Below are 14,232 nucleotides of genomic sequence, written 5' to 3'. Positions count from 1 at the left end.
CCGAAGAGGCGCGCAGCTCGGCCCGGTTCCTGCTGCTGAACCCGCCCGTCCCGCTCCTCGCCCGCCTCCCGTACGGCGTCATCGCCGCCAACGCCGTCTCCCTCCTGCCGCTCTGGGCCTCGCGCGCACTGGGGCTGCCACGGCTCCCCGTCGCCGAGGGCCCGTGCGTGCGCCCGCTCGGCACGGCCGTGACCGCGGGCATCCGCTGGGCCATGTCACCGCCTCGCGGCGCGGCATAGCACTCGCGAGTGCGGGCAGATCGCTCCCGCACCGCACACCGGCAAGGCACCTCGACTCGCCGCTCCGAAGCTGGCACTGTGCATGCGTATGAAGCGGGTCGAAACCGGGCAAACCGAAACCTCGGTGCGCTTGAGACTCATGCTGGCCAGCAGCACCATGCTCTTCGTCGAGCTGGCACTGATCAGATGGGCGGGCGCCAACGTCGTCCACCTCAGCTACTTCTCGAACTTCATCCTGCTGGGATCGTTCCTCGGTATCGGCATCGGGTTCCTGATCCCCGCCGCGCGCGGACACTGGCTCAAACGCTGGACACCGGTCCCGCTCGTGCTTCTCGTCGTCCTGGTCCGCGAATTCCCGGTGCAGGTGCGTCAGAGCAGCGGCCAGGTCATCTACTTCACCGCGGTGAAGACCACCGGCCTGCCCGAGTGGGTGACGCTGCCGGTCATCTTCCTGCTGACCGCGGTGATCATGGCCGGGATCGGCAAGATCACCGCTGATCTCTTCCGCCAGCTTCCCTCACTCAATGCCTACCGCTACGACCTGCTCGGCAGCCTCACCGGCTCGGTGTCCTTCGCCGTACTGTCCTGGCTCCGTGCCCCGTCGGTCGTATGGGGCGTACTCGCCGCCGTGGCCCTGCTGATCCTCGGCGGCCGGCGCAACACACTGCTGTACGGCATCCCCCTGACGGCGATGGTCGTCGTGCTGTTCATGGAGTCGACGACGACCGGCATCTCCTGGTCGCCCTACTACAAGATCGAGCTCAAGCCCTCACCGACCACGACCCGGACCTACTACATCTCCGCCAACGGCGTCCCCCACCAGAGCACCGCGCCGCTCCCGGTGCTGATGCGCGAGAACTCGCCCTACCGGCGGGCGTACGAGCAGACGCCCCGCAACCCCCACAAGCGCGTACTGGTCATCGGGGCCGGCAACGGCAATGACGTCGCGGTCGCACTCGCGTACGGAGCGGAGCACGTGGACGCGGTCGAGATCGACCCCCGGCTGCAGCAGATCGGCGCCCAACTGCACCCCGCGAAGCCGTACGACGACCCCAGGGTGCATGTCCACATCGACGACGGCCGGGCCTTCCTCGAGCGGACGGACACCAAGTACGACCTCATCATTTTGGCGCTGCCGGACTCGCTGACGCTGGTGGCGGGCGCCAGCAATCTGCGCCTGGAGAGCTATCTGTTCACCCGGGAGGCGTTCGAGGCCGCGCGCGACCATCTGACGCCGGACGGCGCGTTCGCCATGTACAACTACTACCGGAAGAGCTGGCTGGTCGACCGCTTCGCCGGCACCCTCGACGACGTCTACGGCCACGCCCCTTGTGTGACGACGTTCAAACGGAACGCGGCCGTGCTGGTGGCCGGAATGACCACCGCCGACCAGTCCTGCGAGCAGGTCTGGCGGCCCAGCGGCGCTGTCCCGCAGGCCGCGACCGACGACCACCCCTTCCCCTACCTGCTCCACCGCAGCATTCCCACGCTCTACCTGGGCGCGCTCGGCGCCATGCTGCTGGTGACGCTCCTGTCGGTTCGCCTGGCCGGCGTGCGCGTCCGAAGCACGTTCCGGTACACCGACATGTTCCTGCTGGGCGCGGCCTTCCTGCTGCTCGAAACGAAGAACGTCATCGGTTTCGCGCTCTACTTCGGCACGACCTGGCTGGTCAACGCCCTCGTCTTCATCGGCGTGCTCCTGGCGGTCCTGGCGGCGGTGGAGGTCCGGCGCAAGCTGCCGCGGGTCAACTGGTTCCTGCTGCAGCTTCTGCTCTTCAGCTCCCTCGCGGCAGCCTGGCTGGTCCCGGCGGAGGCCGTCCTGTCGCTGCCGTTCCCCGCCCGGCTCGCCTGCGCGATCGCCCTGGCCTTCGCCCCCATCTTCTGCGCCAACCTCATCTTCTCGGACCGCCTCGCCCTCGCCCCGGACCCGACCTCGGCGTTCGGCGCGAACCTGCTGGGCGCGCTGACCGGGGGCGCGCTGGAGTATCTGGCCCTGGTGACGGGCTATCAGACGCTGCTGCTGGTCGTGGCCGTGCTGTACCTGGGGGCGGGCGTCGCCATGCGCTTGGCCGGCAGCGGGACGGCCGAGTCCAAGACCTGAAGCCAGGTGCGGAAATCCCCCCGCCGGGGCCAGTGGTTGTCCGCACCCGGGTTCGGAGGACCGCCGGATGGGCGACGCCGGTCCGGGACGGGAACCTGGGATCATGAAATCGCTTCGGACGGGACTCGTCCTCACCCTGCTCGCCGGCCTCACCGGAACGGCGCTGACGCTGCCGCAGACCGCCTCCGCCACGACGATGACGGAGGGCACCGTCGTGGCCGCCCTCGACGGCGCCGCCCACCCCTTACGCACCGTTGAACCCGGCGGGGACACCCGCGACCTGCGCGCCCTCGACCGGATGATCGGCGGCGCGAAGGTGGTCGGCGTCGGCGAGGCCACGCACAGTTCGCACGACTTCTTCGCCATGAAGCACCGCCTCTTCCGCCATCTCGTCGAGGAGAAGGGCTTCAGGACCTTCGCACTGGAGGTCAGCTGGAGCACCGGCCTGCGCCTCAACGACTACGTCCTGCACGGGAAGGGCGACCCCCGCCGCATCATGCGGGAGGAGTTCCAGGGCACCTACCTCTGGTGGAACAACACCGACTACCTGGCGCTCGTCGAGTGGATGCGCGCCCACAACCGGCAGCACCCGAACGACCCCGTCCGCTTCATGGGCGACGACCTCGGCTGGGCCGGACCGGAGCTGTACGACAAGGTCACCGACTACGTGGCACGCGCCCACCCCGACCTCCTGGCCCGTTTCACCGAGCTGTATCGCGGCCTGCGGCCCACCGTGTCGCTCGGCGCGTACATGGAGCAGTACATGAATCGGCCCCTCGCCGAGCGCCGGGAGATGGCCGCCCGGACCGGCGAGGCCCTGGAACTGCTGCGGAAGCGGTCCCCGAGGGGGACGGCGGGCGACTGGGCGCTGCAGCACGCGACGGTGATCGACCAGGTAGCGCGCTTCTACTCCTTCGACGACGAGACCCAGCACCCGGCCGTCATGCGCTACCGCGACCAGGTCATGGCGGACAACACGGCATGGTGGCAGCGGCACACGGGCACCAAGGTCCTGCTGTCGGCGCACAACGCCCACGTCGGCTTCGAGACCCCTGACCCGGCCAACTACCCCGGAATGCAGGGGGCGTTCTTGCGCGACCGGCTGGGGGAGGCGTATGTGAGCGTGGGCTTCACCTTCGACCGCGGCTCGTTCAACTCGACCGGCCCGGACGGCAAGGTGCGGCGATTCACCGTCGGTGCGGCCGGAACCGGCCTCAACGAGCACACACTCGACCGCGTAGGCCTCCGGGACTATGCCATCGACCTGCGGACGGTGCCGCAACCCGCCCGCGACTGGCTGGAGCGGGCCCGTCCGACCCGCAGCATCGGCACGGTCTACCCCGAGCGGGAGTACGACATAGCCCTGGCCCGCACCCACGACATCCTCATCCACCTGCACCGGGTGGAGGCGGCGCGACTGCGCGACCGGTGAGTCCCCCCCCCAGGGCGGGGCGGGTCATTCACCGAGCGCGACGGTCCCGAGGCCGGACTGCAACTGGCGAATCGCCCCAGATCCTGGCTCCTGCCCACCCCGTACGTGCCGTCGCTGGGCTCGATGCTAGGACCGCTCTGCTCATTTCTGCCTGGAAGGAGGCTGGATCATCGGATACGTCCACGCCCCACGGCCCGGTATGGAGGCCGCCTGCCTCACTCTCAGCCCCGGCCCCGTCCGCTTCCAGACCGTCCCCCAGGAGACCGTCATCACCTCTGGTGAGGTGGAACAGGCCGGTGCCCTGGGAGAGGTGGCGCGATACCGCCACGACCACGGACCCACCCTGCGTCCAGGGCCCCAGGAGAGCGCGGAGGAGTACGCCCGGCAGTGGGACCAACGGATGCTCGCCTCTGCGCCCACGAACAGCTCGTCGACGACCGCCACCATCGAGTACGCCCCCTACACGATCTACGAACCCAGCGTGTACTCCAGCTACCTGACCACCCGTCTCTACTACACCCAGCGCGACAGAACCTGAAAGGCATGCTGCGGTCACCGCCGACTCCTGGCGCCTCCTCTCAGCCCGCCATGACGAGAGAGGCCAGCCCCGAGGGGCTTTGCCGAGGGGTGATGGGGGCGCGTATCGGGGTACCTGCGTCGCCATGGCACCGGAAACTGATCACGCCGAATCCGTACGAGCCCTGCGCCAGCTGCGCAGGATCCGCACCTTCTACGCCGGGGGCGCCGCCTTGTGGGCTGCCTCGGCCGCATCGGCGGGATGGGCGGCCCCTGGAAGCCGACAGATGTGGGTAGCGGTGTTGTTCCTGGGTGTCTTCACCGCTCTGCTGTCCATGACGTCACTCTGGCTGTGGCGTCAGCATGCCGCCCATCCGGCCGAGCCCGCCCACCACGCCGCTCCACGGAAGATGACCCGGCGCCACCAGGCCAACGCCTAGGTCGTGTCCGCAACATCATCCTCCACATCGGGACACCCCTGCCCCGGCGGTGACGGTCTGCTTCGCCTAAATGCGGGTCGCCGGGCGATCGCGAGCCAGCTCGCGACAGTAGTTGTCGGTGTCGATACGTTTCCTTCACGGCGCCCCCGACGGGAGGGCACGCCGGATACAGGGGACCGGAGACCGGGGCGGTGAGGCGGGGTAGCGGCTCAGGCCAGCTGCATCTGGTAGCCGATCTGCTGGGCCAGGCCCAGTTCCTGGCACATGTACCACATGTCGGTGATCTTGCCCTGGTCGTTGAAGCGCAGCACCGTGATCTCGTCCCACTCGACGCGCCGGCCGGTGGCCGGGGCGCCGGCAAAGGTGCCGGAGTGCAGCGCCGTCATGTGGAACTTCATCATCACGGTATCGCCGGAGGCGACCACGTCCTGCGCCTGCGAGGTCTTGTCGCTGAGCCCTTCGGAGAGCTTCTTCCAGCCGGATTCCAGCCACTCGATGAAGTTGCCGCTCCGGGGGATGTCGTCGCCGGTGGCAGCGTAGAGGTCGGCGAAGCCCGCCCGCGTGATCGGGGCGTCGGGGGTGACCAGAGAGCGCATGAGGTCCCAGTCGAGAGCGGGCATGGCGTCTTCGAGTAGCTGCTTGGCGGTGGCGATGTTGCGCTCGCCGATGGTGTCGTACATGTCGTTCCTCACTTCAGGGTGACAGCAAATCCCGGAGAACTGGCCCCGGAAGACGCACAGGGCGTCCAGCAGGACTGCGCCGGTCGGGCCCACGGCCCGCAACCCGTGCGGGCTGCTGAACCGCACACCCCCAGTCTCGACAAGGGAAGCGAGCTTGCGCCGCCCCAGCCTGGCCCAGCCGCTCCCAGGCACAGCGGACCTGAGCACAGCCTCAGGGGCAACTGACCGCTCGCCCTGAGGGAGCCGTTTCTTGAGGGCGCCGGTGGCCGCGAGTGCGGTGCGGGCTTGCTCGGCCTGATGGGGCGGTCGAGGGAGCGGGCGACGGCGGCGGCCGGCCGCTTCCCGGCGGCGGGGAGACCCCGGTGCGGCGGGGCAGGTTACCCATGCGGCGCGCCAACGTCAGGTGCCGCGTCCAGGGCACCGGGCGAGAATCCGGACGGCGAGCCCGGCGAAGTGGACACCCAATCCAGCCGCCCCGGGTGAGGGGGCAGGTGGTGAGGCGGCGGACGGCCTCAAGGAGGGTGTCCACATCGTGCTCGGCGGTGGAGAAGGAGGTGACGAAGCGGCAGACGCCCGGCTCTCAGCGATCGTGGTAGAAGGCGAACCCTTGCGTAAGGAGTTGGTCGAAGACCGGCTGAGGGAGGCGGCAGAAGAGGATGTTGGCCTCGACTCTTGGAGACGATCTGTGTCGGGGTGGCACAGCACGCTGCCCCACGCCACGGTGAGGTGAGGGCGGCCAGGCTCAGGGCGTTGGCCGCGGACCCGGTGGAGACGGGCAGGACGTCGATGTCCCGCTCGAAGATCTCGGCGAAGCGGGCCCGGGCGCCGACGGAGAACCGGTCGGCGCCGCAAGGCAGTTCCTAGCCACGGGCGGCGCCGGTGACGGCCTGGACGATCTCCGGGCAGGCGCCGGCGACGCTCATGTTCAGGGGTCCTTCAGCTGATGATGGGGGAGGCGATGACGACGGTGACGTCGGCCTCCTCGGGGCCGGTGCGGTAGACGTGCGGGGCATCTCCCGCGAAGGCGAGCAGGTCGCCGGGGTGCAGGTCGGTGGGGGCGTCGGCGGGTCCCGCGGTGAGGCGGCCGGAGGAGACGAGCAGGTGCTCGATGGTGCCGGTCGCGTGCGGAACGCCGTCCAGGTGCGTGCCGGGGGGCATGCGCAGCCGCCAGATCTCCAGGCTGTTGCCGCTGCTGATCCGGCGCAGCAGCTCTCGTCCCACCTCGCCGTCGGCCAGGTCGGTGCCGGGCACGAACACCGGTCCCGGGTCGGTGTCGCGGGCCAGCAGGTCGGTCAGCGGGATGCGCAGGGCGATCGCGAGCGCGTCGAGGGTCTCGATGGTCGGGTTGCCCCGCCCGGCCTCCAGTTGCGACAACGTCGCCTTGCTCAAGCCGGCCCTGCGGGCCAGTTCGGCACTGCTCATGCCGCGTTGCTCGCGGCGCTGGCGGATCTGCGCCCCGACTGCGATCGCGGTGCTGCTGGCGGGCCGGCGCTCGCCTGACGGGGGAGTCATGACCGCTCCCGATGGGCGGCGCTGTAGGAGACGCGGATCCGGCCCTTCTTGACCTTCAGCGTCGGCAGCACGACGTCGACGAGGTCGCCGAGACCGCTCACGTGGGTTCCCCCGCACGGAGCCGAATGCAGATCTGCCAGGTGCACGATGCGACGCCCCTCGGCGTCGGTCTCCCAAGTCACAGGCACATTCTGCGCAATGGCCTTGGCAACCTCCGTCCGCAGCGCCTCGGTGGCCTCCTCCCGGCCCTCCGGGCTGTCCAGTCGGGCGTCGGGCTGCGGCGCGGTGAACTCGATCCGGGCCTGGCCGGGAAAGTGGCTGTTCGCGGCCAGCGCCCAGCCCTGCGCCCGCCCGGCCGCCTCGATCAGATGGCCGGCTGTATGCAGCGCGGCATGCGCGATGCGTGCCGGAAGGTCGATGCGGACCTCGACCTGCTGCCCGACCGAGAAGACCGGCAGCGCGACCTCACCGCATGCCACGGCCACCACCAGCCCGGAGTCATGGTCCCGGACGGGGACGATCTCATGGCCCTCCACCCACCCCCGGTCGGCGGGCTGGCCCCCACCCTGCGGATGGAACAGACAGCGCTCGACCGCCACCCACGGCGCGCCGTCGCGCTGGCCTATGGCGGCCACCTGGGTATGGGCCTGCTCCTCGTACGTGTCCGCGTAGTAGGCGGGGATCTGCATGACGCCCTCACTAGGAAAGATTAACGAACTACACGTTCACTATAACGAACGCACGGGCTGCCTGTCGGACGGTGCGGGGCCGAGGGGTGCAGCTACTGGAGCGTTCGCCTTCATTCCATTGCAACGAATGGCCCTTAGGTTGTTGCGTTAGCATGACGCCATTGCAACGATAACAAGGCTACGGCCTGTGCAGATAGGGGTAGAAGGCAATAAGTGTGTTGCCTAACCTATGAACGCAACGTAGCGTTTTCTCTACAAGAAACAACGCACGTGAAACCTCGCAGGCCGAGCGGTGCACGTTTCGGGGAGTAAGCGATCAAGGGGGTTGGATCATGGCAGCGCAGAGCCGACAACTGGCGGCACCCAGCGTCTTCACCGCCTTCGCCCGCTTCGTGCTCTGCGGCGGCGGAGTGGGACTCGCCTCCAGCTTCGCCGTGGCGGCGCTCGCCTCTTGGATTCCGTGGGTTCTGGCCAACGCCCTGATCACCGCGGTTTCCACGCTCATCGCGACCGAGTTGCACGCCCGCTTCACCTTCGGCGCCGACGGGCGCGCGACATGTCGCCAGCATGCGCAGTCGGCCGGGTCCGCAGCGGTCGCGTATGCGGCGACCTGCGTCGCGATGCTGGTCCTGCACCAGTTGGTGGCGGCACCCGGTGCGGCGCTCGAGCAGGTCGTCTACCTGTCCGCCTCCGCACTCGCCGGTGTCGCGCGGTTCGCGGTGCTGCGCCTCTTTGTCTTCGCGCGGAACCACTCACGGGTCGCGGCCGCCGCCCGCACCGCCCGTCCCGTGCAAGCGACCGTAGCCCGCGCCTCCGCACCGGCCGGTCCGGCGGCGCTCTGCCGGACCGCCTGACCGTTCCGCTGGCAACGTGCCGCATCGCCGGGCCATGCACCAGTGGCACAGCGGGCAGGGCGGCCGGACTCCAGGAGCCAGAGGCGATGAGTCTCACCGCCGATGCCGACCAGTATGAAGAGGATGAGCGCGGTGTACAGCGACAAGAGCGCAGGCTTCCCGGGGTGTTGAGGCTCCTTGCAAACGGCCACCACCGCTCGCCGTCCCCACTCTGCTGGGGCTCAACCAGGGGGTGTGTCCACCTGACACCCAACTGATCTGCGGTGTCGGTGCCATGTCGGAGCACTGTCGGGGACTGTCGGTCGGCTGTCGGTGGCTCGTCGGCGGGGGCTGGCACCTTTCCAGGGACGGCCGACCGGAGCTCACCGGGCGGCCCGATCCCGAAGGAGCCACCATGCACACCCACGTCACGATCGTCGGCGCCGGACTCGGCGGACTCACACTGGCACGCGTCCTGCACGTGCACGGAATCCCGGTCACGGTCTACGAGGCGGAGTCCTCCCCCTCGTCGCGCGCGCAGGGCGGATTGCTCGACATCCACGACTACAACGGTCAGCTCGCACTCAAGACGGCCGGGCTGATGGACGAGTTCCACGCCATCGTTCTGGAGGGCCGCCAGGCGCTGCGCGTCCTCGACCGGGACGGGACTGTCCTGCTCGACCAAGCCGACGACGGCACGGGTGGACGCCCCGAGGCGCAGCGCGGCGACCTGCGACAGGTCCTGCTCGACTCACTCCCGGCCGGCACCGTGCGGTGGGGGCACAAGGTCAGCAGCACCCGCGCCCTCGGCGAGGGTCGCCACGAGGTCACGTTCGCCGACGGCACCGCCGTCGTCACCAGCCTGCTGGTCGGCGCGGACGGCGCGTGGTCACGGGTCCGGCCGCTGCTGTCCACTGCAACACCCGAGTACATAGGCAAATCGGTCGTCGAGACCTACCTGTTCGACGCCGGCACCCGGCACCCGGCCGCCGCGAAGGCGGTCGGCGGCGGGATGCTGATCGCTCCTTCGCCCGGCAGGGAGATCTTCGCTCACCGGGAAAAGGACGACACTCTGCACGCCTACGTGGGGCTGTCCGAGCCGCAGGACTGGTTCGCCGCCATCGATTTCGCCGATGCCGCCACGGCCACCGCGCGGATCGCGAAGGAATTCGACGGCTGGGCGCCGGAGCTCACCGCGCTGATCACCGACAGCGACATCCCGCCGGTCCTGCGCCCCCTCTACGCTCTGCCGACCGGGCACCGGTGGGACCGGGTGCCAGGGGTGACCCTGCTCGGCGACGCCGCCCACCTCGCGGCTCCCAACGGCGAGGGCGCCAACCTGGCCATGCTCGACGGCGCCGAACTCGGCACGGCCCTCGCCGCGCACCCCGACGACATCGAGACGGCGCTCACCGAGTACGAGCAGGCCATGTTCCCCCGCAGCGCCGAGACCGTAGCCGACGAGATGCCCGGAATCGACTCCGCCGACAACACACCCCATGGCCTGATCAACATGTTCACCGAGAAGGGCCAATGAGCCACTCAAGCCCCAACCTGATGCCCTGAGGATCGCCCTGCGAGCCGAACGGACACCCCCAGCCTTCAGAAGGTCCTACGCTCAGGGCTTTGGGCCGTGCCGTTCAGCTCGCCCAGGGGAGGGCGCTCATGTCGCAGCAGTCGAGGCATGTCGTGGTGACCGGGGCCGCTGGATTGGTCGGTTCGGCGATCGTGCGCCGCCTCAGGGCTGCGGGCTGCCCGGTCGTCGGTCTCGATCGTCTGCCGTCGCCCGACACAACCGTGGTGGCGGACCTGCGCGACCCTGTGGCGTGGAGCCACGCACTGTCCGGGGCCGGGGCGGTCGTCCACACGGCGGCCCTGCACGCCCCGCACGTCGGTGTGCGCCCGGACGACGAGTTCCGTGAGACCAACGTCAGGGCGACCCGGGACCTGCTGGACGCGTCGTCGGTTGCGGGGGTGCGCCGTTTCGTCTACACGAGCTCGACCTCGGTGTACGGGTACGCGCTGGAGCCGGTGGGCGAGGCGGTCTGGGTCACCGAGGACGTCGCCTGCCGGCCGCGCGACATCTACGACGAGACGAAACTCGCGGCCGAAGACCTGGTGCTCTCCGCGGCGGGCGCGATGAGCACGGTGTGTCTGCGCATCGCCCGGTGTTTCCCCGAACCGCCGGCGGTCCGGGCCCGGCATCGGCTCTACCGGGGTGTGGACATAGCCGATGTGACAGAGGCTCACCTGCTCGCCGTCCTGGGCCCCCAGAAGGCGGTCGGGGTGCTGAACATCGCTGGCCCGTATCCGTGGCGGGTCGAGGACCGTGGGCAACTGTGGCACGATCCGGCCGCGCTCATCACGCGGCGGGTCCCCGAGATATCAGCCGGGTTCGGCCGGCACGGCTGGGAGTTGCCGACGTCGATCGACCGGGTGTACGTATCGGCGCGGGCGCGCGCGGCACTCGGCTACCGCCCGCGCCATGGGGTGAGGGCACTGATGGCCGAGGCCCGCACGACCGACTGACTCGAAGCCCGAGCGGCCGAACATCCGGCCAGAATGCCGCTCATAGAGGACAGGTCACGGCCCTCCTCCATAGCGGTGGCCAGCAGATGCACAACCGCCCCGATCGCGGCGGCACCGGCCCGGCCGCTGCCGTCCTGGCCGAGGAGCCCATCGACCTGGTCGGCAGCATCGGCGTGCCGCCGCCCTGTACCACCTCATGCCCGACCGGCGCCTGTGGCTGGGAGTCGCACCGGCGACGGCCCGCGGCCCCACCGGTGACAACAAGCCTGCCTCTCTGACAACTAGGTGGTGCGGATCAGGACGTTGGTGACGTGAGTTGCCGGCAGATCAGCTGGTGAGCAAGTTGCGCCGTCGCGAGCAGGCCCTCGCGAGCCGTGTCGACGTTGGACCGCACTGACAATCTGTGCCAGACGGATTGGATGAGCCCGGTCAGGACCACTGCGTTGGTGCCGGCGGCTAGTTCCCCGTCCCGGATCGCTCGTTCGATGCGCACGAGGAGGGCCTGCTCGTTCGAGCTGTGCAGTTCGGCGGCGTAGGCGCTGGTATCGAGCGTGCTCGTACTGTCGGTCATCACGGCGCTGCTGATGAGACACCCGGGATGCGTGTCGCTTGGCTGGGTGAACTCGTGGACCGAGTCGGTGAGGATGCGTTCGAAGACGGTCTTGACGTCCTGCTCGGCGACAGCCTGCTGGTAGATCTCGCGGTAACGCTCGGCGTAGGTCCACACCGCTTCCTCGAACAGTCCGGCCTTGCTGCCGAAGGCGGCGTAGAGGCTGGAAGTGGAAAGCCCGAGGGCCGCGGTCAGGGCGCGGGTCGAGGTGCCGGAGTAGCCGCGTCGCCCGATTCAGAAGAAGCTGTGGCGCCGCGTCGCGGGCACCATCGACGCTTGGCCCTCAGTGGTAGTCGTGAACCGCCGGGGCCGCGCTTCCTCGGGCCCGTTGACCAACTCGTACTCGCTGCGGACAGAGGTCGAGGACCTCGGCGTGGTCCTCGACGAGTTCGATTGCACGAGGGCGCTCTTCGGCTGGAGCTACGGCGGCTTGATCACCTTGCTGGCCGCCAACGATCGCCAGATTCCTCAAGTGATCGCCTACGAGCCGGTGATGCAGCCATTCGGACGCCATGCACTGCCGGACCTGAAGAGCGCAGAGGAGACGGCGGACTGGGATCGCTGCGTCGAGATCGTAAATCGGCAGATCTCAGGCTTCTCCGCTACGCATGTAGAGGATCTTCGGCCGACCATCACGGTTGGGCGATCTTGCGGCGCTTGAGCGGACCCCTGTACGCCGAACTCGGCGCGCTCAACGCGGCGTCGCCTCCGGATGTGATGGCGCGACTGGCGGACCGAGTCGACCTGATCATCGGCCAGTGCAATCGCGGAACAGCCCCCTACGGAACGTCCTTCGACAACGTGCGGCAGCACGTCGCTCACGCCGGAATCCACGAACTCCCCGGCCAGGGCCACCTGGCCCACATTCAGGCGCCGGCGGAACTCGGCCACCTGCTCAACACCCTCGCCGCCATCTGAGCAGCAGAACCCAGCCGCTCCCGACCGGACCAGGCGTACTTCGCGACGGCCACCTCGCTGCTCTGGGCGAGGGCCGGGCGGAGTACTGGCGATCCCGGCATTCCACGGCTGCGGAATGGGCTATAGCGGCCGGAGACGCCGACCGGGAAGCCTGTACGCGTTCTAGCTATCCCGGCGGCGGGCCGACAGGCCCCACACCACACCACCGCAAGGGTCGTGCACGGCGCGCACGCGATCCGGCGGTCGATTTCCCCGGGCTCAGGGCGCACCACGCGCGTCCGCACCGGACCGACTTGGCGTTCGCCGCCCTCCAGTGGGCCGAACGGGTGGCGCACCGAACGTATTCGCCCCTCACTCCCAGTCCCTTCGTACGGATGAAGGACCGGGCAAGTCATGGCCGACCAGTGACAACACCGCTGACGATGAGTCTGTCCTCGCGCCGCTCACAGTCCTTCAGCCCGCTTCCGGAGCGGGCTGCTGTGCAATGCGCGCGCACGGAAGGAGACGACCTTGTCCGAGCAAGAGCGCGAACAGGCCGAGCGGAGCGTCGGGGAGTTCACCCTCGCCGCCCCCGTGAGTGCCGAGTCGGCGGTCCCGCTGCCGTATCCCGTCCCGGAACCGGACGAGCAGTGGGAACTGCCGAACGGTTTCGCACACGTCTTCTACGGCGAGGGCAACAGGGGTATCGTCCGGCCGGTGATCATGGCCGACGGCTTCAGCCTCGGCAAGAGCGACCTGAAGTGGCTCTACACCGGTCTGGACCGCGACTACCCGCTCCTGAGCGGACTGCGCCGCCGGGGCCGCGACGTCATCCTGCTCGGTTTCGACGAGCGCTCCGCCTCGGTTCTGGACAACGCCGAAGCGGCCATGGCCGCCATCTTGCGAACCTCCGCCGAGCAGTTGGGCGACGCACCACTGACCGTGGGCGGTTTCAGCATGGGCGGCCTGGTCACCCGCTACGCCCTGGCCAAGATGGAGATGCGGCGGATGGACCACCGCACCCGCCTGTACTTCTCCTACGACAGCCCGCACCGCGGCGCTGCCGTGCCCATCGGCCTCCAGGCGTTCTCGCACTTCATCCCGGTCCCGAACCCCTTCGCCCGGCAGATGAACAGCCCGGCCGCGCGGCAGATGCTCTGGCGGCACTACGACCCGGCGACCGGAGAGATCGGGATCGCCCCCGAGCGCAAGGAGTTCCTGGAGGAGCTGGCGCGGATCGGCGGCTGGCCGCAGATCCCCCTCAAGCTGGCGCTGGCCAACGGCCGCGGTGACGGCACGGGCCTCCCGATTCCGCCCGGCGAGACCGCGCTGAAGGTCGAGCGGATCTACCCCGGCACGACCTTCTACACCCAGGCACAGGGCAAGGACGTCATCGTCGCCGAGCTGAAGCGGAGGTTCCCCTCGGCCGAGAAGACGATCACGACGAACGAGTTCCCCGAACTGGACGGCGCCCCCGGCGGCACGCTCCGCTCGTACGGCATCCTCGCCGACGCGCTGAAGAAGGCCGGCGCCCAGGTCGATCTGCGGCACGAGGAGGTCTGCTTCGTGCCCTCGATCAGCGCGGTCGCGATCCGCGATATCGACCAGCAGAAGGACCTCTACGTGAACATCGACGGCCTGGCCCCGGAGGAGAGCGAGTTCGACGAGTTCATCTGCTCCTCGGACACGACGGCGCACACCGCCATCACCCAGGAACTCGGCGAGTGGCTGCTGGACCGGCTGCCCGACTGACC

At 69.2% G+C, this 14,232-nt stretch carries 14 protein-coding genes and 2 pseudogenes; 11 read left to right on the top strand and 5 right to left on the bottom strand.

Annotation, left to right across the window (positions count from 1 at the left end):
• From ACFTZL_RS27865 to ACFTZL_RS27845, 5 genes and pseudogenes are all read left to right on the top strand, one after another.
• Positions 1 to 239, top strand: a pseudogene (locus ACFTZL_RS27865) (DUF2236 domain-containing protein); the annotation flags it as partial.
• A gap of 139 nt (positions 240 to 378) precedes the next feature.
• The gene (locus ACFTZL_RS27860; RefSeq protein ID WP_382588071.1) at positions 379 to 2,340 is read left to right on the top strand and encodes a spermidine synthase; all 1,962 of its coding nucleotides are present in this window, start codon (positions 379 to 381) and stop codon (positions 2,338 to 2,340) included.
• Positions 2,341 to 2,443: 103 nt separating this feature from the next.
• Positions 2,444 to 3,772 carry an erythromycin esterase family protein gene (locus ACFTZL_RS27855; protein WP_382588069.1) on the top strand — a complete coding sequence of 443 codons (1,329 nt, stop codon included), beginning with the start codon at positions 2,444 to 2,446 and terminating at the stop codon, positions 3,770 to 3,772.
• A gap of 199 nt (positions 3,773 to 3,971) precedes the next feature.
• Positions 3,972 to 4,310 (top strand): hypothetical protein, encoded by a 339-nt coding sequence (locus tag ACFTZL_RS27850; RefSeq protein WP_382588067.1) that lies wholly within the window; start codon positions 3,972 to 3,974, stop codon positions 4,308 to 4,310.
• A 124-nt stretch (positions 4,311 to 4,434) separates the two neighbouring features.
• Positions 4,435 to 4,728, top strand: a complete 294-nt coding sequence (locus ACFTZL_RS27845; RefSeq protein WP_382588065.1) for a hypothetical protein — start codon at positions 4,435 to 4,437, stop codon at positions 4,726 to 4,728.
• 209 nt (positions 4,729 to 4,937) lie between these two features.
• Here the strand turns inward: ACFTZL_RS27845 and ACFTZL_RS27840 are convergent, their stop codons facing one another.
• The 3 genes from ACFTZL_RS27840 to ACFTZL_RS27830 form a co-directional block, all read right to left on the bottom strand.
• The gene (locus ACFTZL_RS27840) at positions 4,938 to 5,534 is read right to left on the bottom strand and encodes an ester cyclase (RefSeq protein WP_382588063.1); all 597 of its coding nucleotides are present in this window, start codon (positions 5,532 to 5,534) and stop codon (positions 4,938 to 4,940) included.
• An 810-nt stretch (positions 5,535 to 6,344) separates the two neighbouring features.
• A complete protein-coding gene (locus ACFTZL_RS27835; protein ID WP_382588061.1) occupies positions 6,345 to 6,920 on the bottom strand; it encodes a helix-turn-helix domain-containing protein in 576 nt (191 codons plus the stop codon).
• Positions 6,917 to 7,609, bottom strand: a complete 693-nt coding sequence (locus tag ACFTZL_RS27830) for a metal-dependent hydrolase (RefSeq protein ID WP_382588059.1) — start codon at positions 7,607 to 7,609, stop codon at positions 6,917 to 6,919. Before ACFTZL_RS27830 ends, ACFTZL_RS27835 begins: the two co-directional genes overlap by 4 nt.
• Before the next feature lie 332 nt (positions 7,610 to 7,941).
• Here ACFTZL_RS27830 and ACFTZL_RS27825 point away from each other — a divergent pair, with 332 nt between their 5' ends.
• The 3 genes from ACFTZL_RS27825 (at position 7,942) to ACFTZL_RS27815 (ending at position 10,971) form a co-directional block, all read left to right on the top strand.
• On the top strand, positions 7,942 to 8,463 hold the full coding sequence (locus ACFTZL_RS27825; protein ID WP_382588057.1) for a hypothetical protein: 522 nt from the start codon (positions 7,942 to 7,944) through the stop codon (positions 8,461 to 8,463).
• A gap of 394 nt (positions 8,464 to 8,857) precedes the next feature.
• The gene (locus tag ACFTZL_RS27820; RefSeq protein WP_382588055.1) at positions 8,858 to 9,979 is read left to right on the top strand and encodes an FAD-dependent oxidoreductase; all 1,122 of its coding nucleotides are present in this window, start codon (positions 8,858 to 8,860) and stop codon (positions 9,977 to 9,979) included.
• A gap of 128 nt (positions 9,980 to 10,107) precedes the next feature.
• Positions 10,108 to 10,971 carry an NAD-dependent epimerase/dehydratase family protein gene (locus ACFTZL_RS27815; RefSeq protein WP_382588053.1) on the top strand — a complete coding sequence of 288 codons (864 nt, stop codon included), beginning with the start codon at positions 10,108 to 10,110 and terminating at the stop codon, positions 10,969 to 10,971.
• A gap of 295 nt (positions 10,972 to 11,266) precedes the next feature.
• Here ACFTZL_RS27815 and ACFTZL_RS27810 read toward each other — a convergent pair whose 3' ends face one another.
• Together ACFTZL_RS27810 and ACFTZL_RS27805 are read right to left on the bottom strand one after the other, a co-directional pair.
• Positions 11,267 to 11,698, bottom strand: a complete 432-nt coding sequence (locus ACFTZL_RS27810; RefSeq protein WP_382588051.1) for a hypothetical protein — start codon at positions 11,696 to 11,698, stop codon at positions 11,267 to 11,269.
• 12 nt (positions 11,699 to 11,710) lie between these two features.
• A pseudogene (locus ACFTZL_RS27805) lies at positions 11,711 to 11,815 on the bottom strand (TetR/AcrR family transcriptional regulator); the annotation flags it as partial.
• A 52-nt stretch (positions 11,816 to 11,867) separates the two neighbouring features.
• On the opposite strand from ACFTZL_RS27805, the gene ACFTZL_RS27800 reads away from it, so the two are divergent.
• From ACFTZL_RS27800 to ACFTZL_RS27790, 3 genes are all read left to right on the top strand, one after another.
• A complete protein-coding gene (locus tag ACFTZL_RS27800; RefSeq protein WP_382588049.1) occupies positions 11,868 to 12,242 on the top strand; it encodes an alpha/beta fold hydrolase in 375 nt (124 codons plus the stop codon).
• Positions 12,239 to 12,499, top strand: coding sequence for a hypothetical protein (locus ACFTZL_RS27795; protein WP_382588047.1), 261 nt, complete (start codon positions 12,239 to 12,241; stop codon positions 12,497 to 12,499). Before ACFTZL_RS27800 ends, ACFTZL_RS27795 begins: the two co-directional genes overlap by 4 nt.
• 510 nt (positions 12,500 to 13,009) lie before the next feature.
• Positions 13,010 to 14,230 carry an esterase/lipase family protein gene (locus tag ACFTZL_RS27790; RefSeq protein WP_382588045.1) on the top strand — a complete coding sequence of 407 codons (1,221 nt, stop codon included), beginning with the start codon at positions 13,010 to 13,012 and terminating at the stop codon, positions 14,228 to 14,230.
• Positions 14,231 to 14,232: the final 2 nt, after the last annotated feature.

Source organism: Streptomyces sp. NPDC056948, from assembly GCF_042674225.1.
In the GTDB taxonomy this organism is placed as follows: Bacteria; Actinomycetota; Actinomycetes; order Streptomycetales; family Streptomycetaceae; genus Streptomyces; species Streptomyces purpurascens.
Note: the sequence above shows the minus strand (reverse complement) of the source record. Positions and strands in the feature narration are given on the sequence as shown.